Annotated in this window: 25 protein-coding genes and 1 other RNA gene; 13 read left to right on the top strand and 13 right to left on the bottom strand. The window is 57.0% G+C overall.

All coding sequences use genetic code 11. The features are described 5' to 3' along the window. Positions 1-52: 52 nt before the first annotated feature. From ACR0EK_RS02865 to ACR0EK_RS02915, 11 genes are all read right to left on the bottom strand, one after another. Positions 53-181 (bottom strand): hypothetical protein, encoded by a 129-nt coding sequence (locus tag ACR0EK_RS02865; protein WP_267364732.1) that lies wholly within the window; start codon positions 179-181, stop codon positions 53-55. 79 nt (positions 182-260) lie between these two features. Beyond that, a complete protein-coding gene (gene rseP / locus ACR0EK_RS02870; protein ID WP_480558446.1) occupies positions 261-1,613 on the bottom strand; it encodes an RIP metalloprotease RseP in 1,353 nt (450 codons plus the stop codon). Between the two features lie 4 nt (positions 1,614-1,617). Next, complete coding sequence (dxr, locus tag ACR0EK_RS02875) at positions 1,618-2,790, bottom strand: 1-deoxy-D-xylulose-5-phosphate reductoisomerase (protein WP_480564846.1); 1,173 nt, start codon at positions 2,788-2,790, stop codon at positions 1,618-1,620. After that, positions 2,790-3,572, bottom strand: a complete 783-nt coding sequence (locus ACR0EK_RS02880) for a phosphatidate cytidylyltransferase (RefSeq protein ID WP_480564848.1) — start codon at positions 3,570-3,572, stop codon at positions 2,790-2,792. The genes dxr and ACR0EK_RS02880 overlap by 1 nt, the downstream gene beginning before the upstream one ends. Further along, positions 3,569-4,300, bottom strand: a complete 732-nt coding sequence (locus ACR0EK_RS02885; protein WP_480564851.1) for an isoprenyl transferase — start codon at positions 4,298-4,300, stop codon at positions 3,569-3,571. The genes ACR0EK_RS02880 and ACR0EK_RS02885 overlap by 4 nt, the downstream gene beginning before the upstream one ends. 9 nt (positions 4,301-4,309) lie before the next feature. Continuing rightward, positions 4,310-4,873 (bottom strand): ribosome recycling factor, encoded by a 564-nt coding sequence (gene frr / locus ACR0EK_RS02890; protein WP_480481034.1) that lies wholly within the window; start codon positions 4,871-4,873, stop codon positions 4,310-4,312. Between the two features lie 180 nt (positions 4,874-5,053). Further along, the gene (acuI, locus tag ACR0EK_RS02895) at positions 5,054-6,049 is read right to left on the bottom strand and encodes an acryloyl-CoA reductase (RefSeq protein ID WP_480564854.1); all 996 of its coding nucleotides are present in this window, start codon (positions 6,047-6,049) and stop codon (positions 5,054-5,056) included. A gap of 106 nt (positions 6,050-6,155) precedes the next feature. Next, complete coding sequence (locus ACR0EK_RS02900; RefSeq protein ID WP_480564857.1) at positions 6,156-7,259, bottom strand: dimethylsulfoniopropionate demethylase; 1,104 nt, start codon at positions 7,257-7,259, stop codon at positions 6,156-6,158. Beyond that, positions 7,260-7,394: a DinB family protein gene (locus ACR0EK_RS02905; RefSeq protein WP_480564860.1), complete on the bottom strand. Its 135-nt coding sequence runs from the start codon at positions 7,392-7,394 to the stop codon at positions 7,260-7,262. 154 nt (positions 7,395-7,548) lie between these two features. Then, a complete protein-coding gene (locus ACR0EK_RS02910) occupies positions 7,549-8,253 on the bottom strand; it encodes a DUF1326 domain-containing protein (RefSeq protein ID WP_209596177.1) in 705 nt (234 codons plus the stop codon). Positions 8,254-8,257: 4 nt separating this feature from the next. Further along, a complete protein-coding gene (locus ACR0EK_RS02915) occupies positions 8,258-9,022 on the bottom strand; it encodes a DUF2182 domain-containing protein (RefSeq protein WP_480565267.1) in 765 nt (254 codons plus the stop codon). Between the two features lie 115 nt (positions 9,023-9,137). On the opposite strand from ACR0EK_RS02915, the gene ACR0EK_RS02920 reads away from it, so the two are divergent. The 9 genes from ACR0EK_RS02920 (at position 9,138) to ACR0EK_RS02960 (ending at position 16,127) form a co-directional block, all read left to right on the top strand. After that, positions 9,138-9,869 (top strand): FadR/GntR family transcriptional regulator, encoded by a 732-nt coding sequence (locus ACR0EK_RS02920; protein ID WP_480564863.1) that lies wholly within the window; start codon positions 9,138-9,140, stop codon positions 9,867-9,869. Positions 9,870-9,984: 115 nt separating this feature from the next. Continuing rightward, a complete protein-coding gene (locus ACR0EK_RS02925) occupies positions 9,985-11,385 on the top strand; it encodes a selenium-binding protein SBP56-related protein (RefSeq protein ID WP_480505262.1) in 1,401 nt (466 codons plus the stop codon). A 13-nt stretch (positions 11,386-11,398) separates the two neighbouring features. Then, a complete protein-coding gene (locus ACR0EK_RS02930) occupies positions 11,399-12,049 on the top strand; it encodes a hypothetical protein (RefSeq protein WP_267364371.1) in 651 nt (216 codons plus the stop codon). A 65-nt stretch (positions 12,050-12,114) separates the two neighbouring features. Continuing rightward, positions 12,115-12,477 (top strand): DUF4345 family protein, encoded by a 363-nt coding sequence (locus ACR0EK_RS02935; RefSeq protein WP_480564866.1) that lies wholly within the window; start codon positions 12,115-12,117, stop codon positions 12,475-12,477. 36 nt (positions 12,478-12,513) lie between these two features. Further along, positions 12,514-12,860, top strand: a transfer-messenger RNA (tmRNA) gene (gene ssrA / locus ACR0EK_RS02940). Positions 12,861-12,960: 100 nt separating this feature from the next. After that, complete coding sequence (locus ACR0EK_RS02945) at positions 12,961-13,392, top strand: ester cyclase (RefSeq protein WP_209503996.1); 432 nt, start codon at positions 12,961-12,963, stop codon at positions 13,390-13,392. A gap of 131 nt (positions 13,393-13,523) precedes the next feature. Beyond that, complete coding sequence (locus ACR0EK_RS02950; RefSeq protein WP_480564869.1) at positions 13,524-14,339, top strand: chromate resistance protein ChrB domain-containing protein; 816 nt, start codon at positions 13,524-13,526, stop codon at positions 14,337-14,339. Further along, positions 14,336-15,589, top strand: coding sequence for a chromate efflux transporter (gene chrA, locus ACR0EK_RS02955; protein ID WP_480564872.1), 1,254 nt, complete (start codon positions 14,336-14,338; stop codon positions 15,587-15,589). The genes ACR0EK_RS02950 and chrA overlap by 4 nt, the downstream gene beginning before the upstream one ends. 76 nt (positions 15,590-15,665) lie before the next feature. Continuing rightward, positions 15,666-16,127: an SspB family protein gene (locus ACR0EK_RS02960; RefSeq protein WP_480481054.1), complete on the top strand. Its 462-nt coding sequence runs from the start codon at positions 15,666-15,668 to the stop codon at positions 16,125-16,127. A gap of 27 nt (positions 16,128-16,154) precedes the next feature. Here the strand turns inward: ACR0EK_RS02960 and ACR0EK_RS02965 are convergent, their stop codons facing one another. Then, entirely contained in the window at positions 16,155-16,718 is a 564-nt protein-coding gene (locus ACR0EK_RS02965; protein ID WP_480481056.1) for a hypothetical protein, read from the bottom strand. Positions 16,719-16,924: 206 nt separating this feature from the next. Here ACR0EK_RS02965 and fumC point away from each other — a divergent pair, with 206 nt between their 5' ends. The 4 genes from fumC to ACR0EK_RS02985 are packed head-to-tail and all read left to right on the top strand — an operon-like array spanning position 16,925 to position 19,375. After that, a complete protein-coding gene (fumC, locus tag ACR0EK_RS02970; RefSeq protein ID WP_480481058.1) occupies positions 16,925-18,319 on the top strand; it encodes a class II fumarate hydratase in 1,395 nt (464 codons plus the stop codon). Next, on the top strand, positions 18,319-18,495 hold the full coding sequence (locus tag ACR0EK_RS02975; RefSeq protein WP_480485712.1) for a DUF4169 family protein: 177 nt from the start codon (positions 18,319-18,321) through the stop codon (positions 18,493-18,495). Before fumC ends, ACR0EK_RS02975 begins: the two co-directional genes overlap by 1 nt. Beyond that, positions 18,492-18,713: a ribbon-helix-helix domain-containing protein gene (locus ACR0EK_RS02980; protein ID WP_209504003.1), complete on the top strand. Its 222-nt coding sequence runs from the start codon at positions 18,492-18,494 to the stop codon at positions 18,711-18,713. The genes ACR0EK_RS02975 and ACR0EK_RS02980 overlap by 4 nt, the downstream gene beginning before the upstream one ends. A gap of 59 nt (positions 18,714-18,772) precedes the next feature. Then, on the top strand, positions 18,773-19,375 hold the full coding sequence (locus ACR0EK_RS02985; RefSeq protein ID WP_480564875.1) for a DNA-3-methyladenine glycosylase I: 603 nt from the start codon (positions 18,773-18,775) through the stop codon (positions 19,373-19,375). A gap of 3 nt (positions 19,376-19,378) precedes the next feature. Here ACR0EK_RS02985 and ACR0EK_RS02990 read toward each other — a convergent pair whose 3' ends face one another. Next, positions 19,379-20,260: a fructose bisphosphate aldolase gene (locus ACR0EK_RS02990; RefSeq protein WP_480564878.1), complete on the bottom strand. Its 882-nt coding sequence runs from the start codon at positions 20,258-20,260 to the stop codon at positions 19,379-19,381. Between the last annotated feature and the right edge of the window lie 17 nt (positions 20,261-20,277).

Here is a 20,277-nt window from a genome sequence, read left to right on the forward strand (position 1 = left end):
AAGCAGTTAGGCAGACGGCTTCGCGACAACAGACCTACGATTTTCCCGAGAATCACATTCCCGCCAGATAGGCGGCCCCAGCCATCGCCAACGCTGTAACGGCAAAACTCAACATAACATCCCAATTCAACATGAAGAGGAAGCTAAAGCTTTGATACGATTTTTTCAGCGTTTTGGACATGACTGTTCCCTTTAGACGGGAATATTGTAGCGCTGAAATATGGCGGTAATGCGGCTGGAATCTGCTCCAGCCGCCACATTCAGCAGAACAGGTCGTTGCTGACCGAAAACAGCATCAGGGTCAGAATGATCGAAATTCCAATGCCCATGAGTATGCGCATCGCCCGGTCGCTGGGCGGTTTCCCGGCAATGGCCTCGTAGGCGTAGAAGACGAGATGTCCGCCATCCAGCGCCGGAATGGGAAACAGGTTCAACAACCCGACCGCCGTCGACAGGACAGCAATGAAGAAGATAAAATTCTGTGCCCCCTGGCTGGCCATCGCCCCCGAGGTTTCGGCAATTCCGATTGGCCCCGAGATGTTGCAGGTGCTGATTGCACCCGTCACCATGTGCCACATGCCGGATAAGGACCCTTCGATGATGCGTCCAGTCTGGATGACACCGCCCTTTAGGGAATCGAAAAGACCAGCCGGTACGGTTGCAGGCTCAAGCATCATGCCGCCGACGATTCCGATGCGCCAATGGGTGACAAAACCACCATCAGGCTGCGGTTCATCCGTGCGCCGGGGCGCCAGGGCAAATTCCAACTCGGACCCATCCCGCCAGACTTCAAGCAGCAAGACGCGGCCGTCCGATCCTTCGACATGATCCTTTAGCTGTTCGAAGGCAAAGATCGGTTCACCATTGACCGAGGTGATGACATCCCCTTGCTTCAGTTGGATATCCATAGCCGCGCTACGCGGAGCAACCTGACGGATCAGCGGCGGAAGCATCCAGGGGGCCTGAACCTCAAGGGGTTGGCCATCGCGGATCACGGAATAATCCAGAACCGGTTGAACAGGCAGCTGATCGATGAACTCCTTCCATGCGACTTCTTCGTCATAGTCCGGTGTCGGACGACCGGCGATAGCCGTAATCACATCTCCCTCGCGCAATTCCTGCACGGTGCCTGGCAAAGGCTGCAACGCGCCAACGGTCAGGGGTTCACGCGACACGCCCTGTGACCAGAAGATCAGGCCAAAAACCAGAATGGACATGGCGAAATTAAAGACCGGGCCAGCCGCGACAGTTGCTGCCCGTGCCCATAGCGGGGCGCCGTGCATGGTGCGGCGCAACTCCTCAGGATTTTGGGTCGCGATGTCTTCCATCGCCTCTTCATCCTTGCCCGAGGCCGCATTGGCATCGCCCAGAAATTTCACGTATCCACCAAAAGGCAACGCTGCGATCTGCCACTTGGTTCCGCGCTTATCCTTGCGGCTCCAGAGCACCGGTCCAAACCCGAGCGAAAAGACTTCGGCATGGATACCAGACCACCGGCCCACAATGTAATGGCCATATTCATGCACGGCCACAATGACCGACAGCGCAATAACAAAGGCAACAATCGTCCACAGCAGATTGCCGAATTGCGGGATCAGCGAAAGTACGTCCAAATTTCTATCCTGCTCGTTCCATCACAGTGTTATCGACCCACTGACGTGCCAGATGGTCGGTTTGCTGCACGTTATCAAGTGTCATCGGGGCATCAATAAGGCCACCCGTTGCGTCAAACCTGTCCAATACGGCAGAAACGGTATCCGCCATATCAAGAAAGCCGATCCGGCCCGCAATGAAGTGATCCAGCGCGCGTTCCTTGGCGGCATTGAATACTGCGCCAGCCAGCCCACCACGCTGCATCACGTCCCAGGCGAGTTTCAGGGCTGGATAGCGTGTCAGATCCGGTTCGTTAAAGCGCAGCTGTCCCAGCTTTGCGAGGTCCAGCCGCTGAACCGGCAGCTCCTGCCTGTCGGGCCAGTGCAACGCATACCCAATGGCGTGGCGCATATCGGGGGCGCCCATATGTGCCATCATCGCGCCATCCCGAAACCCGACCATTGCATGGACAATGGATTCGGGATGAACCAAAACTTCGATCTGATCCGGGGAAACTCCGAAATATTCTTTTGTTTCTATGAGTTCCAGCGCCTTGTTGAACATCGAGGCACTGTCGATCGTGATCCGCTGGCCCATATCCCAATTCGGATGGCTGGACGCTTGTTCGACGGTGGCGTTTGCCAGATCTTTCAGCGGCCAATCGCGGAACGCTCCGCCACTTGCGGTGATAATCACCCTCTCGACAGCGTTGATATCTTCACCAACCAATGCCTGAAACACCGCCGAATGTTCACTGTCGACAGGAAGCAAACGCGCGTCATGGTTTTTTGCAGTGTCCAGAACCAACGATCCTGCGCAGACCAATGTTTCCTTGTTGGCCAAGGCCAGTGTTGTTCCTTGTTTCAGGGCTTCGATCCCAGGCGCAAGGCCCGCTGCTCCGACGATGGCTGACATGACCCAATCCGCCGGGCGCGCTGCGGCCTCGGCGATCGCACGCGGCCCGGCCGCCGCTTCGACCCCACTTCCGGCCAGTGCGGCGCGCAGGTCCTCCAACCTGTCTTCATGTGCCGTGACAGCCAAATCGGCACGCAACCGACGAGCGTCATCAGCAAGTTGTCGAATATTTGCGCCGCCGGTAAGGGCCACCACATCATAGTCTTCGGGTTTACGCGAAATCAGATCAAGCGTGTTTTGCCCGATCGACCCCGTGGCCCCAAGAACGGAAATCCGTCGCATTACATCTCACCCGGCGTGTACAGAAGCCCTGCGATCAGAACAAACACCGCAGCCCCCATCATGCCGTCGAACCGATCCAGAAAGCCGCCATGGCCGGGGATCAGATTTGAACTGTCCTTGACCCCGAATTTACGTTTGATCGCGCTTTCGATTATGTCACCCGCCTGACTGGCCATTGATGCGAGAACGGAAACAACAACAAAGGCAAAGCCGAAACCCGCGTGGCTTGCAAAGGCGATACCGACACAGGCCGCAGCAGCCCATCCGCCTGCCGTTCCCGACCATGTTTTCTTAGGGCTGACCTTTGGCCAGAACTTGGGTCCACCGACCATTTTACCCACAAAATAGCCCGCCACATCGGTGGCAACCACCACCGCGATCAGCCAGACCATCCAGCCAAAACCCGAGTTTTCGCGAATGGATATGAAACCCAGACCAGCCGCAACAATCCAGACCGCGAACAAGCCGTACAGGGGTTTCGAACGGCTGATCTGTCCCATGCCCACCAAAGCTGGCGCAAGCACGACCGGGAGCGTGTATAGCGCCGGCAGGTGGTAGCTGAGGATAACCGCAATCGCAGTCAGAACGCCCAACTGGACGGCCACACCCTGGCTTTCAGGGTCGATCATCCGAACCAGTTCCCAGGTCATCAGGCCACAAGCAGCCGCAATGAAGACCTCGAACCAGAGACCGCCAAGCCAGACTTCGATGGCCCCTATCGCAACCAGAACGGCGGCAGAAAGGACCCGGCTCGTCAGATCAGACCACCGGCCATCACTCATGCCAGAACCGCCCCGTACCGACGCTCTCTGGCCCCATAGTTGCGACAAAGCCTCTCGAGTTCTGCGGCGGTGAAATCCGGCCACAGCGTATCTATGAATTCGTACTCGGAATAGGCGGACTGCCACAGCAGAAAGTTCGAAATCCGTGCTTCTCCACTGGTGCGAATGACAAGGTCAGGATCCGGAAGAACGCGTGTATCCAGATACTTAGGTAACGTTTCTTCATCCACATCCTCGGGTCTAAGCCGCCCGTCGGCCACATCCCGCGCGAGACGTTTGGTGGCGCGCGCCACCTCGTCCCGACCGCCATAGTTCAGGGCGACCGTCAGATGAACAAGGTCGTTGTCCTTGGTTTCCTCTTCCAGTGAATCCATCAATTCGGTCAGTTTCGAATCCAACCTTACCCGATCACCTATGAACCGAACCCGGATGCCATTGTCCGCCAGGGTCCGTGTCTCCTTGATGATGTAGCGCCGAAACAGGCTCATCAACCCGGCCACCTCAACCTGCGTTCGCTTCCAGTTCTCGGTCGAGAATGCAAACACTGTCAGATACTTGATCCCCAGATGCGGGCAGGCCTCGACAACCTCGCGAACACGCCGCGCACCGGCATGGTGCCCAAACAACCTGGGGCGACCACGCGCCTGCGCCCAACGGCCATTGCCATCCATGATGATAGCGACGTGGCGCGGGCCGCAGACCGGATCGGTTTGGGGATCTTTCGGCATCAGACCAGATCAGACCTGCATGATTTCAGTTTGCTTGGTTTCAAGCGCCGCATCGACCGCCTTGATCATCGCATCCGTGAGATCCTGCACTTCGCTTTCCCAAAGCTTCTGGTCGTCTTCAGACATACCATCCGCTTTTGCCTTCTTGATCTGATCCATGCCATCCCGGCGCACATTGCGGATCGCGATCCGGGCACTTTCCGCATATTGGCCAGCGACCTTGCCCAGTTCACGGCGACGCTCTTCGTTCAACTCAGGAATCGGCAGCATGATGATGGTGCCGTTCAGCTGCGGGTTGATGCCAAGGCCGCTTTCACGAATGGCCTTTTCAACCTTCCCGACCAATGACTTATCCCACACATTTATAGTGACCATGCGGGGCTCAGGCACGTTGACGGTGCCCACCTGGTTGATCGGTGTCATCGAGCCATACGCGTCGACCATGACAGGTTCCAGCATCGAAGCCGAGGCGCGCCCGGTTCTCAGCGAGGCAAATTCGGTTCTCAGATTGGCCATTGCGCCATCCATACGGCGTTTCAGGTCATCGGTGTCCAGTTCGAAGTCGTCAGACATGCTGCTCACTCCCCGTATTCAGGTACTCTTTGGATGGGTCTTACGCCATCACATTTGGGATGTATAGCAATCATGAGGCGGTTTTGTACCAATGGCCAGAGGTGTTGCGATCATTTTGTACCAAACCGCCTGCGCAAAACCCGACACGGCATCGTATCGGGTTTAGGCTGTCAACTGCGCTCAGGCATTCACATCGACAACAACGCGCCCTTTGACCTGCCCTTTCAGGATATCGGCACCCAGTTGCGGAAGGTCGGACAAGGCCGCTGGTTGTACCATCGACTCAAGCTTGTCCATCGGCAGGTCGGTTGCAATCCTTTTCCAGGCACGAACCCGGTTTTCATAGGGCTGCATCACACTGTCGATGCCAAGAAGGTTCACGCCGCGCAGCAGGAAGGGAATCACCGTTGCAGGAAGCGCCGCGCCGCCCGCAAGACCCACGGCCGCAACCGAACAGCCGTATTTCATTTGCCCAAGCACACGCGCCAGCATCGCACCGCCCACGGCATCCACGCAGCCCGCCCAGGTTTCACTTTCCAGTGGGCGCTTGGTTGTCTCATTCAGCTCATCGCGGGGCACTATTGTCGTTGCGCCCAGCGATTTCAGATAATCGCCGGTTTCAGGTCGCCCGGTCACGGCGGCCACCTCATACCCGAGATGGCCCAGAATGGCTGTCGCCACCGACCCAACACCACCGGCCGCCCCGGTTACCAGAACCGGGCCGCGATCGGGGGTCAGCCCGTGATCCTCCAGCGCCATCACGGCCAGCATCGCGGTAAACCCGGCGGTGCCTACGGCCATCGCCTGCCGGGCATCGAGCCCATCCGGCAGAGGCACAAGCCAGTCCGCCTTGGCACTGGCTTTCTGCGAATATCCACCCCAATGCGCCTCGCCTACCCGCCACCCGGTCAGAACAACCTTGTCACCCGGCTTGTAACGCGCATCGGTCGATGCCTCGACGGTACCGGCATAATCAATTCCGGGAACATGCGGATACGCCCGCACCAAACCGCCCCCTTTGGGGGACAGACACAAACCATCCTTGTAGTTCACTGTGGAATATTCAACCGCGACCGTGACGTCGCCATGCGGCAAATCATCCAGCGTAAGCTGCCTGACCGACGCGCTCGCCAAACCGCTTTCTTCGTCCTTGTCCATCACAAGTGCATTGAACATCTCTCAATTCCTTTCGTGTTTCTGTAACCGGCCCGCTGCTTCACCTGGCCCCAAATATCCCGGGGGAGTCGCGCAGCGACGAGGGCAGCGCCCCCAAAACCCCCCTTTAAATCCAGAAATGCGACTGCACGGTCGCGCGGCGCATCCCATCTGGCGTTTCCACGTCCAGCTCCGTTCCCGCATCCCAATGGCTCAGGCGTACCATGCCAATGGCTACGTTGGTGTTGAAATCGGGTGACCACGCGGCCGAGGTCACCTGCCCCACACGCTTGCCTTCGCCGTAAAGGTCCCATGGACGGTCGCAGCCAGGCACCGGATCGCCCGCAATGGCGATGGGGCGGATTTGCTGAACGGGCCCCTCCTTGGCCACACGCAGCAACGCGTCCCTGCCGATACAGCCAATCGCGGTATGTGTGTTGCAGAACTTGCCCAGACCGCACTCATGCGGGGTGTTGTCGTCGGTCATGTCATTGCCATAGGACAGCAGACCGCCTTCAATCCGTTCGATCAGGTTCGGGCATCCGGCGCGCACCTGCAAATCTTCCCCTGCCGCAAACAGAGCGTTCCACAGGGGCATGCCGATATCGCTGCCTTCCACATAAATCTCGAACCCGCCCTGTTTGGAATAACCGGATCGCGCCACAGCCAGATCGCGACCTTCAAACTGGAACATATCGAATTTGAAGAACCGGATGTCGCGCACCCGGTCGCCAAAGACACGCGCCATCAGATCGTCAGCTTTGGGACCCTGAACAGCAAGAGGTGACACATCCGGTTCGTCCACCAGCACATCCAGACGATATCCAACGGCGATTCCCTTGACCCACAACAACAGATCGCTGTCAGCGATTGAAATCCACCAGCGGTCTTCGGACAGTTTTACCGCAACCGGGTCATTCAGCATACCGCCGGTTTCATCCACGATGGGGACATAGAAACATTGCCCCGGCAGCATTCCCCGCAATTCGCGCGGGGTCAGCATCTGCATCAGGCGCGCGGCGTCCGGTCCGCGCAGCTCGATCTGCCGCTCGCACGCGACATCCCAGACCTGCACATGGGATTTCAGATGCCGGTAATCGGCTTCGACGCTTTCGAAGACCGTGGGCAACAGCATACGATTATAAACCGTGTACCCCTTGACCCCTGCGGCCTCGACCCCGTCTGAAAACGGTGTGCGCCGCAACCGGCGAGAGGCGGAAATCTGCGGCATTCAAACCTCCTTGGGCATAAAAATGATATCGCTGACGGGCGCTTGCGACCCAACTTCGGTCAGCATCTTGCGCATTTGACCCCGGTGGTGGGTCTGATGGTTGAAGAAATGGATCACATAGTTTTCGTAAGGCATTGTGACATCGACCTCTTTTACGACTAAGCAACAGGTGATTGGCCCGATAAACAGGTCAGTTCCTGATGCGACAGCTAATGCAGAAACGCGGCCAACTGCGAGTTTTGCCAGTGTTTTTGGCGCGCCACATCTTGCGCAAACGCGCCTGTGATCATCATTTGGGCCCGTGCCAATCAATCGGGCAAATCTCAGCGGACTTGCCACCAAAATCCCAAACGCGACCGTAGTCGCGCACTTTCGATTTGGTGCCGCGCGCCACGATGATGTCCGGTCCCATCCAGTATTTTGAGTTTGAAACCATCACGGGATGCTCGGGGTCTTTGCCCGCCAACATCTCGATCTCACCCTGAATCTTGCGACCGATCATGATGCGGCGTTTGGTGCCGTCGCGCTCGATCTGAACCGGCGCCCGTTCGGCTCCGATGATTTCGCTGACGAGCATGGTGAACAGACCGGTGGTACCGCCCGCCTGCCCGCTGAAGATTTGCAGCAGCCCGTTATAGGCTTTGCCGCTGGCGCGTTCGTCGACGTAAGCCGCCACTTTCCACTGGCCTTCACCCATCCGGCCGGGAATATCCACAAGCAGGCCGACATTCAGACCCGACAGGTCCTCGCCCTCATAATGGCCCTCATCAACGATTATACCCATCCAGGCATGGCAATGCCCTTCGGTCGGAGGGTGCGCGCCCAGTGAAACGACGCAGGGACAGAACACATCACACGAGCAGTTCAGGATCAACTCACCCTTGATGGCCCAGTCCGTCGGACTCATCTCGCGCCGTTTGGGATTGGGCATCCGGCTGTCGATGCGTTGGCTGACGGGCAACCGGTCGGCGTCTGGTTTTCTGTTCTTAGCCATTGCCTTATCCTCCGTAGCTAATTGGATAAACGAGCAGAACAAGACCGCCCGCAATCAGCGCAAACCCCATTGGCCGGGTCACAGCATGCCCGATCTGGGGAAGTTTCTCCAATACCATGAACAGGGTCGCAAGACCCATCCACAACAGGCTCATGACGCCGCCCACAAATCCCAGCGCCATGAAACCCCAGCAGCATCCGACGCAGAAGGCACCAAGGCCCAGCCCCATGCGCACACCGCCCGCAAATCCGGTTTTCCAATGGCCCAGGAAATAGGTCATTGGGGCGTGGCACACGCCATGGCAGACCTCTTTGACGCGCGAGAACTGAAACGCGCCAACCGCTATCATCAACCCGCCCGCAACCCAGCCGGATCTGGCAATGCCCAGCATGTCGATCACGCCACCAAACAGCAAAGCCAGTTGCGTTCCCGCGATCACAGCCGCAAACCCGACCCAAACCAAGGAATACCCTGCAAGCACACCCAGCCACCCGGCACGGGTGCCATTGGCGCTGCGGATCAGGTCGTCATAACTGCGCAGGGTTGGCACAAGCGTCGGCAGCATCATGGCGGCCATCATGATCGCCCACATCCAGAACAGCGTGCCAAACTCGGCCATGGGCATGTACATGTCCATGCGCGGGTCCATCGCGGCCATCGCCTGCCCCATGGGCCCCGGACGACCGATCAGGTCAAGATCCATGTCGCGGCCCATCGCGAACATGACCCACCATGCCCACAGGATCAGGACATAAAAGCCCAGCCACATTCCGCTGCGCAGCCAAGTACGACTCACTTCGGCCTCCCGACTCAACTCTCTTGCTTTTCAAATGTCAGACTTTTAAATGTCAGACAAATAAAAATTTGCTCAGGGTCTTCTGAACATGAAAACCGCGCCTCGGAAAACCGCCGACCTGTCTGCCCAGATTGCACATGCCATCCGGGACGCGATTGTCTCAGGCGAGTTGATCGTGGATGCACGCCTGCCCTCGGAAGCGGAACTTTCCGAGCAATTTCAAGTTTCGCGCCCAACGGTGCGTGAGGCTTTGAAACGACTGGCGGCGCAATCCCTGATCCGCACACAGCGTGGCGCAACCGGAGGTGCGTTCGTAAACCGTCTGAGTTTCGAAGATGCCTATTCGCAGCAGATCACGACCTCGACCCTGCTGCTGTCGATGAACGCTGTCAGCTTTGATACGGCCTGCGAGGCCCGCTATGCGCTGGAGCGGGCCTGTGCCCCCCTGTCTGCCCAGAGACGAACAGCGGATCAGCTTGCCACGATGCGGGCGGAAATCTTTCGCCAGTCCCAGCCCGGTCTGACGGATGAGGCGTTTTGTGCATCAGACGTCACCTTCCACAGGGCCTTGGTGGACGGGGCCGACAACCCGGTCCTGTCCTATCAACTGGCTGGCGCGGTCGAGGCGATGCAGCCTTTGATGAACATGATTACCTTCACGGCACGTTCGCGCGAAGAAATCATCGCATTGCACACCAGAATTGCAGACGCGCTTGAGGCCAGAGACGCAGATACCGTCGACGCCACGCTGGTCGATCTGGAACATTACACACAGCAGCTGGCCCACGATGTGGCTGAACGCAAACGTAAACCGGCCTGAAGGCTTAAACGGAAACATACTTTAAAGGCAGAGGTCGAGCAGGCAGAATGTCATCCGGCATCAAGACCGGAACTCTCAATAAGAATTGAATGACAATGATTTACGGGAGGACGTTATGAACAAAAGACCGGACCCAACCTTTTATCCTTCGGCCAAGCTGGCGATGGAGGGCCCCGCAGAAACGCTTGCTTTTACGCTGATGCTCAGCCCCGATTTTTCGCAACCCGACGGGCTGGCAGTAGTGAATGTCGATCCAACCTCGGCCGATTTCGGGAAAATCGTGCATCAGGTGATCATGCCCGAAAAAGGCGACGAGTTTCACCATTTTGGTTGGAATGCCTGTTCGTCGTCACTGTCACCGCTCAGCGGTCATGCGTTTCTGGAACGTCGCTATCTGATCATCCCCGGTATCCGTTCCAGCCGGATATACATCATCGATGTAAAGAACCCGCTTGAGGCGAAGATTCACAAGATCATCGAACCCGAGGAAGTCTTTGACAAAACAGGGTATTCACGACCACACACGATCCATTGCGGGCCGGAAGGCATCTATGTGAGCACGCTGGGCGGCGGCGGTGAGGACGGCACGGATGGCCCTCCGGGTATTTTCATCATGGATTGTGAAACCTTCGAGATCATCGGGCGCTATGAGATCGAGCGCGGCGTGCAGGACAAGCACTATGATTTCTGGTGGAATCTGCCGCGCGATTACATGGTCAGTTCCGAATGGGGCCTTCCCCCGCAATTTGAAAACGGGCTGGTGGCCGAGGATCTGCTTTCGAACAAATACGGTCACCGCATCCATTTCTGGAACCTGCGCAACCGGACCAATATCCAAACCATCGATCTGGGCGAAAACCACCAGATGGCGCTGGAAATCCGGCCCGCGCATGACCCGGTCAAACAATACGGGTTCTGTGGTGTTGTCGTCGATACCACCAACCTGCAAGGCGCAATCTTTACGTGGTGGCGCAATGAAGATGGCACGTTCGAAGCCAAGAAAACGATCACCATCGACCCACAACCCGCTGATCCAGATGATCTTCCTGAACTTCTGAAGGGGTTTGCCGCTGTACCGCCACTGGTCACCGATATCGACCTGAGCCTGGATGACAAATACCTTTATGTCGCTTGCTGGGGCACCGGCGAGATGCATCAATATGATGTATCCGATCCGATGAACCCGACCCTTGCCGGGAAAGTTGAAATCGGAGGTATTGTCAAAAAGACCAAACATCCGAACGGACAGACCTTTGGCTATGGGCCACAAATGGTCGAGATCAGCCGCGATGGTAAACGCGTTTATTGGACCAATTCACTTTATTCCACGTGGGACGATCAGTTCTATCCCGAAGAAGGCGGCGCGGCCATGGTCAAGGCGGATGTCGGTGAGAATGGCGGGCTGGTTTTGGACCCGAAATTCTGGGTTGATTTCCCCAAAGGATATCGCAGCCACCAAATCCGGCTGGAGGGTGGAGATTGTTCAACCGACAGTTTCTGTTACCCCTCGGTCTGAATTGGAGATTCTGATGACATCAACGGCTGGCCTTTGGCTGGCCGTTGTTCTGAGCGGCGCGTATCACGGGCTGAACCCCGGGATGGGATGGCCGCTGGCGGTTTCCTCGGCCCTGATGGAGCAGCGCCAATCCGCCCTCTGGCGCGCGCTGGCAGCTTTGGCAGGTGGACATTTCATTGCCATGCTGGGTGTCCTTCTGCCTTTTGCGTTGATGGCCGTTCTGGTCGACTATCAACGGGAAATCCGCATCGGGGCTGCGTTGATTGTCATCGCGATGGGGCTATACATTGCGATCACCCGCCGTCATCCCCGTTTTCTGTCGCGCATACCGCCCAGCAAACTGGCGCTGTGGTCGTTTCTCGTGGCGCTTGCCCACGGGGCCGCCCTTATGCTGGTTCCGATCTATCTTGGTCTGTGCCAGCTGGATGAACTGGATGCCGGTCATCAGGCGATCTCCAAAATCATGACAACAAACGGTCTGCTGGTTCTGGGGGTCGCGGCCTTGCATACCGCCGCCATGGTTCTGGGCGGAGGGTTTCTGGCCTTCGCTGTTTATCGTTGGCTGGGGCTGCGTTTCCTGTCCCGCAGCTGGTTCAACCTTGAACTCATCTGGGCGCTCAGCCTTGTTTTAGTTGGTCTTTTGGGGCTGTGGTCGGCGGTTTAATCGCTTTCCTTTGGGCCGCAACACACTATCCTCAGGTGCTGATATTACAATTCAATGAGGCCCGGATGATCACGACCCTGAATGTCATTGCCGCGTTGCTGACAATCGGTTTTGGCCTGTTCGGCTTTCTGGCGCCAGTTCATACCGCCAACGCGCTGGATCTTGCACCTACCAACAGCACCATGGGTCTGAGCGAGCTGCGCGCTTCGGTCGGAGGGCTGTTTGTGGTCTCGGGCATTGCTGTCATCTGGCTGAATGCTCCGATGGCCTACACAATGCTGGGCATAGTCTATGCGGGTGCCGCATTGGGCCGCTTCCTGTCACTGGCGCTGGATAACCCGCCTTTTGTGAAGGCAGCAACCTTTGGTGGAATCGAACTGGTGCTGGCGATATGGTTGATCGCCGCCAACTTCAATAGATCTGCATAACGCTTTGTAATTAAAGCTAACAAAGATGTGCATTCCGGGTTTGCATCCGCAGCTCTCCTCACCTATATATGAGGTGTCCTTCGGGACTATGGACATAAACGCGCTCGTAATAAGCGGATCGGACCCGGGGGCGGTACCCGGCGGCTCCACCAAAATCCTTCGTTTGAGGATCACGGGGCCGAAACAGGATCGACGAACGTCTAAAGGGGTAAGCTTTGTCTCGGCTGTCTGCCACCGTTACCGGCGAAAACAGTACAATTGCAAACGACAATCGTGCTCCGGTTGCAGTTGCTGCGTAAGCAGTAACAAGACCGAAACTTAAGTCCTTGCGCCTAGCCGCGTAAGGCGGGGTTCGCAGGTACCTGGCAACAGAAACCTGCACTTCCCCCCCAATATGTCTGATATTTATGCCGCCTTTGCGCAGATTCAGAGTTTGTTCATTCCTTTTTGCCATCGTGTTCGCAGTTGGACAGGAGCGTTGAGATGACGAATTCAGAGATACTCAGATCCTGGTATTCTGAGGTTTGGGAAAACGGAAACACCGAGGCAATCGATCAGTTCTTTGCGCCCGAAACCATGGCCGAGGGGCTGATCCCCGAAATGCAGGTGGGTGCAGACGATTTTCGGGATCTCGTCACGGCATTTCGCCATGTCCTGGGGGATATCAAGGTGGATTTGCCCAAGATCATCGAGAATGGCGATTGGGTATCCGCCATCCTGCATGTGCAGACGTGCCGGGCCGATAATGGTGCCCCTTTGGAGGTCACCGGTCAGGTCATGGCCCGGTTCAAAAACAATAAGATGGTCGAAGCGTATAATCATTTCGATTTCATCTCGTTTTTTGAAGAGATGGGTCAGTTTCCTGCCGACACCCTTCCGGTGTGCATGACCGGTCAGAGGCTCGACTGGGCCTGACGGTTCAAACCGCAAACTTGACCCCCTACGTTCTTGCGCGGTAGCACTGATGCAGGGGGTCAGCTTGCGAACACCCCGTGAGGCGTCAGCCCAAGCTTCGCATGGATCCGAATGACTAAAGGAGACATGCTATGGCTGCTCTTAACGCCATCACACCAACCCAATTGAGCCGGTTAATCGGAACGCCTCGGGCGCCGGTTCTGATCGATATACGCACCGATGCGGATTTCAGCGACGATCCGCGGTTGATTCCGGGGTCAATTCGCTGCCCGCACACGGAAATCGACGCGATGAGTCGTCTGATTGGCGACGACCCTTGCGTAGTAATCTGCCACAAGGGCAAAAAGCTCAGCCAAGGGGTGGCGTCCTGGCTGCGCGGGATGGGCAAAAACGCCGAACATCTGGAAGGCGGGTTTGAAGGGTGGCGCGAACAGCGCGAGGCGCCGTTGATCCCCTTGTCGATTCTGCCGGCGCGCATTGACGGCAGCACATTGTGGGTTACGCGTCAAAGGCCCAAAATTGACCGTATCGCCTGCCCCTGGCTGATCCGCCGGTTTGTTGATCGCAATGCACGGTTCCTTTTCGTCGCGTCGGAAGAAGTTCAGGGAGTCGTTGATCACTTTGGTGCCACCCCCTTTGACGTTCCGAATACATTTTGGACGCATCGGGACAGCGGCTGCACATTTGACACGATGATCCGGGCATTTCACCTGCGAACCGAGGCGCTTGAGCGTATGGCCCGGATCATTCGCGCTGCGGATACCGACCAGAATGATCTGGCCCCGGAAGCCGCTGGGTTGCTGGCGTTCTCGGTCGGTTTGTCCCGCCAGTATCGCGATGATCATGCTCAGCTTGAAGCCGGGTTGCACCTTTATGATGCCCTGTTCCGCTGGGCACGCGACGGGTTTGATGAAAAGCATGACTGGCCATCGGGTCATGGCGCATGAGACCTACGGCACTGGACCTTTTCAAGGTATTCGGACGGATCGGCCTGTTGTCATTTGGGGGCCCGGCTGCCCAGATCTCGTTGATGCATCAGGAGCTGGTCGAGCGCAGGCCCTGGCTGGATGAACAGACCTATCTGCGCGCGCTTTCCTTGTGCATGTTGCTGCCCGGTCCCGAGGCAATGCAATTGGCTACCTACGCAGGCTGGCGCTTGCGCGGTGTCGCGGGCGGGTTGATTGCGGGCAGCCTGTTCGTTTTGCCAGGGGCGTTTGTCATTACTGTTCTGGTCGCGCTTTATTCAGCATACGGCGACATTCCACTGGTGCAATCCGCATTTACCGGCATCAAGGCGACCGTCATCGTGATCGTCCTGCAAGCCCTGCGCAAGCTGTCAGGTAAGGCGCTGACGGATATGGAACATCGTGTCATCGCAGGCCTGTCGTTTCTGTCAATCTTTCTGTTCAACCTGCCCTTCCCGCTGATCATTCTGATCGCGGCCCTGTGGGGGTATTTGCGTTATAATGGACCCATCGGGAAAACCGCGGCTCAGGACACGCCGCACCTTGCCCGCTCGGCCCGGACGATAGCGATCTGGTTGCCGCTTTGGCTGGGGCCGCTTGTCGCGTTAACACTCAGCGGCCACCAATTGCTCAGCGATCTGGGATGGTTCTTTGCCCGGCTGGCTGTTGTGACCTTTGGCGGCGCCTATGCCGTTCTGGCCTATATGTCGCAAACGGTTGTGGATCAGTACCACTGGATCAGTGCAGACCAGATGATCGACGGATTGGGGCTGGCAGAAACCACCCCTGGGCCATTGATACTGGTTACACAGTTTGTCGCCATGCTGGCGGGACAGATCAACGGTGGATTCTCACTGGCGCTTGCTGCGGGCGCTGTTGCGCTATGGGCAACGTTTGTGCCCTGCTTTCTGTGGATTTTCCTGACGGCCCCTTACCTTGACCGTCTGGCCACACGCCCCCGCCTGTCTGCCGCCCTTCACGGCATTACCGCCGCTGTTGTCGGAGTGATTCTCAACCTTTCCGTGTGGTTTGCCCTGAACGTTCTTTTCGAATCGGTGCCAGACATGAATTTGGGTCCGGCGGCAATACCCGTGCCCCAAGTGTCTTCGCTCAACATCCCGGCGCTTGCGTTAACCTTTATTGCTGGAATATTGATATTTCGACTAAAATTGGGGATCGGAACAGTGTTGGTTCTGATGTCACTGGCAGGGCTGGTTGCGCATAATATCTGATCAATCCGATCATACCTGCCCTTTCGTTTCCGAACAAAACCCCTATGCTGAGCTTAACCACTTTTGAGGATGACACATGTCGCAAGGCATCGACTATGGCAACCTGATGCACACCGCCATGCGCGGGCTTATCAAGACTGTGCTGACGGATGTATCGAAATCCGGTCTGCCCGGAGCGCATCACTTTTTCATTACCTTCGACACACGCGAAGATGGCGTGGATATCGCCGATTGGCTGCGCGACCGGTATCCGGAAGAAATGACAATCGTCATGCAACACTGGTTTGAAAACCTCGAGGTCGGAGAGAACGGATTCGCCATTACCCTTAATTTCGGAGACGCGCCGGAACCGCTTTACATCCCCTATGGCGCGATCAAGACCTTTGTCGATCCATCGGTGGAATTTGGACTGCGGTTCGAAAGCCCGGACGACGAAGATGAGGACGATTATGTTGCAGAGGACTTGATCGAAGTCGAAGAGGAAGAACAGGCGCATCACGACGCCGATGTCGTGTCGCTGGACAGCTTCCGCAAATAAGCCTTTGAGCCCCGCCCTGCGCGGGGTTCAGCGTTTCATCAGAAATGTTTCGACAGATCGGGATTTCTGACCGTCTATGAAGCGCGAGAATGACAGGTTCAGCCCGTCTTCGGCCAGGGTTCGGTCGAACTGCTGCAATTCATATCCGCCGTCAACGTCAATGAACAACGAAAACACCGTCAGCGTTTCGCCTTCGATACGCCCCCAGACGAAGGGTTCACCTTTCATCGGATCCAGCGGAACCTCATGACCGAACACGTTGCGTTTCATTGCGGCCGAAAATACATCCGGGCGGTCCGAGGGCACGAAGTCGATGGAAAACTGCTGTTCTTTTACCCGCCCGTCCAGCTTGTAGGTCGTGGTTTGCCAGCTGACGTTGAACCCGTTTTTGGTCTCGAAAATGGAAACGCTCATATCCCGCGGGGTTGAGGTTCCGTCCGCATCCACGACATTTGCCGAGCCCACATAATCCCCCAGGAACGGGGTAATGTCCGCGGCGCGCGCAGATGCGCCCAGAACAGACAGCCACAAAGCACAGACAGCAAATAACACGATCGCTTTTTCAAGCGTAATGCGATGGAAATTAGACATCTTGTCCTCCAAGGCGGCTACGAACCTATTGTAGCTGAGAGGGGGCCGCGCACAATGGCACATTCCCCGACGATAACAATAAAAGTGACGCACCCCGCGCCTATACCTTTGACGCCCTTGGGTTTAAGGTGCGCGCAACTGGCCGATTGCGTCACAGCTTGGCTGCGGCTAAACGGCATACAACAGCATACCAGACGGAGTGACAGATGTCTCAGACCCGCACCGAATCCGACAGCTTTGGCCCGCTCGAGGTTCCTGTCGACAAGTATTGGGGCGCGCAAACGCAGCGTTCGATCATGAACTTCCCGATCGGTTGGGAGAAACAACCCATTGCCATTGTGCGTGCGCTGGGCGTGATCAAGCAAGCCTGCGCGATGGAGAACAAGGCGACCGGAAAACTGGATGCCAGGATTGCCGATGCCATCATTCAGGCCGCGGGTGAGGTGATCGAAGGCAAGTTTGACGACAACTTTCCGCTGGTCGTCTGGCAGACGGGTTCCGGCACCCAGTCGAACATGAACTCGAACGAGGTCATCGCGAACCGCGCCATCGAAATTCTGGGCGGTGTCATCGGTTCAAAAGACCCCGTGCATCCGAACGATCACTGCAACATGGGTCAGTCGTCGAATGACACCTTTCCCACCGCGATGCACATCGCCACAGCGATGAGTGTTCGTGACGTCCTTCTGCCTGGGCTTGAAAAACTGGCCTCTGGTCTTGAGCAGAAGGCTGATGAGTTCAAGGACATCATCAAGATCGGCCGGACTCATACGCAGGATGCAACGCCTCTGACACTGGGGCAGGAATTCAGCGGTTATGCCCACCAGATTCGTCAGGGGATTGCACGCGTTCACGCAGCGCTGCCCGGCATCTACGAACTGGCGCAAGGCGGCACCGCCGTAGGCACCGGCCTGAACACCCAAAACGGTTGGGGCGAAGCGGTTGCGGGCCATATGGCGCAGATCACCGGCCTGCCCTTCGTGACCGCGCCGAACAAGTTCGAAGCGCTGGCCGCCCATGACGCCATGGTCTTTATGTCCGGGGCTTTGGCGACCATCGCGGGCAGCTGCTATAAAATCGCCAACGACATCCGTTTCCTGGGCTCTGGCCCGCGTTCGGGGCTTGGCGAACTGATCCTGCCCGAGAACGAGCCCGGCTCGTCCATCATGCCCGGCAAGGTGAACCCGACCCAGGCCGAGGCGTTGACACAGGTTGCGGCGCATGTGATGGGCAACAACGCCGCGATGAATTTTGCAGGCAGTCAGGGCCATTTCGAGCTGAACGTCTATAACCCGATGATGTCCTACAACCTGTTGCAATCGATCCAGTTGCTGGGCGACGCCGCCGACAGCTTTACCGAGCGGATGTTGCTGGGCATCAAGGCCAATGAGCCGCGCATCGACAAGCTGATGAAGGAATCGCTGATGCTGGTGACGGCGTTGGCCCCGACCATCGGCTATGACAACGCCACCACGGTCGCCAAGACCGCGCATAAGAACGGCACAACCCTCAAGGAAGAAGCCATCGCGCTGGGGTTTGTGGACGAGGCAACCTTTGATGCCGTTGTGCGCCCCGAACAGATGATCGGCCCGAAAGACTGATGGGCAAGCCGGTCAACCTGAACCGGTATCGAAAAGAAAAGGCGCGGGCCGAAAAGAAGGCCCGCGCAGATCAGAATGCCGTCGCCTTTGGGCGCACCAAGTCCGAGAAAGCAATCGTCAGGCTTCAGCAGGGCAAGCAGAAGCGTGACCTTGACAATCACGAGCTGGATGAATGAGCGGTCGACCGGTAAAACGTTCATTGACCCTCAAGGGACACCGGACATCAGTCTCGCTTGAAGACGAATTCTGGCGGGCATTTCGCGACATTGCGAAAGAAAAAGATCAGCCAATCAATGCACTGGCTGCGCAAATTGATGTTGACCGCGACCCGGAAACCGGATTGGCCTCGGCTATTCGCGTGTTTATTCTGAACTGGTACCGAGACAAGGTTTAACGCTTGTCAGATCTTGGCTGTTGGGTGTAACGTCCCCAAGGAACAAAAGGGGTACACTCATGGGAAGCACGGTATTGGGACCTGACGGTCAACCTCGGTGTTCCTGGTGCCAGGCGGCGCCGGAATTCTTTGACTATCATGACACCGAATGGGGCTTTCCGGTCTCGGATGACCGGCGACTGTTCGAGAAACTGTGCCTGGAAAGCTTTCAGTCGGGTCTTAGCTGGCGCACGATCCTGAACAAGCGCGAGAATTTCCGAGAAGCGTTTTGCGGGTTTGATTTCAACAAGATGGCTGAGTTCTCTGAAGCCGATGTTGAACGTCTGCTGCAAAATGATGGGATCATTCGCCACCGGGGCAAGATCGAGGCGGTGATCAACAACGCCCGCCGCGCGCAGGAACTGGTGGCGTCGGAAGGATCGCTGGCCGCTTATGTCTGGCGGTATGAGGCGGAAACCCCGCCGCCGCCACAATCGGCATCCACATCGCCCGAGTCGGTGGCAATGTCGAAGGACCTCAAGAAACGGGGCTGGAAATTTGTTGGCCCCACGACGGTGTTTGCGTTCATGCAGGCCATGGGGCTGGTCAATGACCATGCCGAAGGCTGTATCAGCAGAAAAAAAGCGGCACAGTTGCGCCGCTCTTTCACGAAACCTGTCTGAGGATCAGACAGAGGCTTTGAATATCTTGTCGATATTGCCGCCCAAAGCGGTGTTGAATTCGGCGTCCGATTGCTGTTTCGAGAGACCTTCGGTCAGTGCGCGCGAGAAAGACGCAATCATTTTGCCGTTCTGTCCCAACAGGTCGCAGGCCTCTTCGGTCGAATACCCACCTGACAGCGCAACAACGCGCAGAACGCGCGGATGGTCGGCCAGTTCGTCATACAGGTTTGCCTGTGTCGGGATCGTCAGCTTCAGCATGACCTCCTGACCCTCGTCCAGCTGGTCGAGGTTCTTTAGGATTTCAGCTTTCAGAATGTCCTCGGCCTCGGCCTTGGTTTCTGAATGAATGTTGACCTCCGGCTCGACGATCGGAACCATTCCGGCGTCAGTCACTTCACGGGCAACGTCGAATTGCTGGGCGACCACGGCCGCGATGCCTTCGGCATTGGCCTCATGGATGACCGAACGTTCTTTGGTCCCGAACACGCCTTCTGCCTTAGCCAGCGTATCGGCCAGACCGGGGATCGGCTTCATCAACTGAACGCCGTCGGCCTGATCCTCGAGGCCCTTGTCGATTTTCAGGAATGGCACGATGCCTTTGACCGACCAGAGGTAATCTGCGACCTTGCGGCCCTCGATCTCTTCACCAAGGGTGCGTTCGAACAGGATCGCACCGATGACTTTGTCTTTGGTGAAGTCATTTGCCAGAATGATCCGCGCGCGCATCTTTTGAATTTCGCCGAACATCTCAGCGTCCGAGCTGTAGGTCGACGCGTCAACGCCGTACAACGCCAGAGCTTTCGGGGTCGAACCGCCGCTTTGATCCAATGCCGCGATAAAGCCTGCGCCGTTGATCATCTGCGCGCGCTGTTCTGCTTTGGCCATAATGTTTTCCCGTTCAA

The organism is Ruegeria sp. AE4, assembly GCF_056542185.1.

Coding starts and splice junctions, on each gene's coding strand:
- ACR0EK_RS02865 (WP_267364732.1), bottom strand. CDS start 181: ATGTCCAAAACGCTGAAAAAATCGTATCAAAGCTTTAGCTTCCTCTTC.
- dxr (WP_480564846.1), bottom strand. CDS start 2,790: ATGCGACGGATTTCCGTTCTTGGGGCCACGGGGTCGATCGGGCAAAAC.
- ACR0EK_RS02880 (WP_480564848.1), bottom strand. CDS start 3,572: ATGAGTGATGGCCGGTGGTCTGATCTGACGAGCCGGGTCCTTTCTGCC.
- ACR0EK_RS02885 (WP_480564851.1), bottom strand. CDS start 4,300: ATGCCGAAAGATCCCCAAACCGATCCGGTCTGCGGCCCGCGCCACGTC.
- frr (WP_480481034.1), bottom strand. CDS start 4,873: ATGTCTGACGACTTCGAACTGGACACCGATGACCTGAAACGCCGTATG.
- acuI (WP_480564854.1), bottom strand. CDS start 6,049: ATGTTCAATGCACTTGTGATGGACAAGGACGAAGAAAGCGGTTTGGCG.
- ACR0EK_RS02900 (WP_480564857.1), bottom strand. CDS start 7,259: ATGCCGCAGATTTCCGCCTCTCGCCGGTTGCGGCGCACACCGTTTTCA.
- ACR0EK_RS02905 (WP_480564860.1), bottom strand. CDS start 7,394: ATGCCTTACGAAAACTATGTGATCCATTTCTTCAACCATCAGACCCAC.
- ACR0EK_RS02910 (WP_209596177.1), bottom strand. CDS start 8,253: ATGGCTAAGAACAGAAAACCAGACGCCGACCGGTTGCCCGTCAGCCAA.
- ACR0EK_RS02915 (WP_480565267.1), bottom strand. CDS start 9,022: ATGTGGCTGGGCTTTTATGTCCTGATCCTGTGGGCATGGTGGGTCATG.
- ACR0EK_RS02920 (WP_480564863.1), top strand. CDS start 9,138: ATGAAAACCGCGCCTCGGAAAACCGCCGACCTGTCTGCCCAGATTGCA.
- ACR0EK_RS02925 (WP_480505262.1), top strand. CDS start 9,985: ATGAACAAAAGACCGGACCCAACCTTTTATCCTTCGGCCAAGCTGGCG.
- ACR0EK_RS02930 (WP_267364371.1), top strand. CDS start 11,399: ATGACATCAACGGCTGGCCTTTGGCTGGCCGTTGTTCTGAGCGGCGCG.
- ACR0EK_RS02935 (WP_480564866.1), top strand. CDS start 12,115: ATGATCACGACCCTGAATGTCATTGCCGCGTTGCTGACAATCGGTTTT.
- ACR0EK_RS02945 (WP_209503996.1), top strand. CDS start 12,961: ATGACGAATTCAGAGATACTCAGATCCTGGTATTCTGAGGTTTGGGAA.
- ACR0EK_RS02950 (WP_480564869.1), top strand. CDS start 13,524: ATGGCTGCTCTTAACGCCATCACACCAACCCAATTGAGCCGGTTAATC.
- chrA (WP_480564872.1), top strand. CDS start 14,336: ATGAGACCTACGGCACTGGACCTTTTCAAGGTATTCGGACGGATCGGC.
- ACR0EK_RS02960 (WP_480481054.1), top strand. CDS start 15,666: ATGTCGCAAGGCATCGACTATGGCAACCTGATGCACACCGCCATGCGC.
- ACR0EK_RS02965 (WP_480481056.1), bottom strand. CDS start 16,718: ATGTCTAATTTCCATCGCATTACGCTTGAAAAAGCGATCGTGTTATTT.
- fumC (WP_480481058.1), top strand. CDS start 16,925: ATGTCTCAGACCCGCACCGAATCCGACAGCTTTGGCCCGCTCGAGGTT.
- ACR0EK_RS02975 (WP_480485712.1), top strand. CDS start 18,319: ATGGGCAAGCCGGTCAACCTGAACCGGTATCGAAAAGAAAAGGCGCGG.
- ACR0EK_RS02980 (WP_209504003.1), top strand. CDS start 18,492: ATGAGCGGTCGACCGGTAAAACGTTCATTGACCCTCAAGGGACACCGG.
- ACR0EK_RS02985 (WP_480564875.1), top strand. CDS start 18,773: ATGGGAAGCACGGTATTGGGACCTGACGGTCAACCTCGGTGTTCCTGG.
- ACR0EK_RS02990 (WP_480564878.1), bottom strand. CDS start 20,260: ATGGCCAAAGCAGAACAGCGCGCGCAGATGATCAACGGCGCAGGCTTT.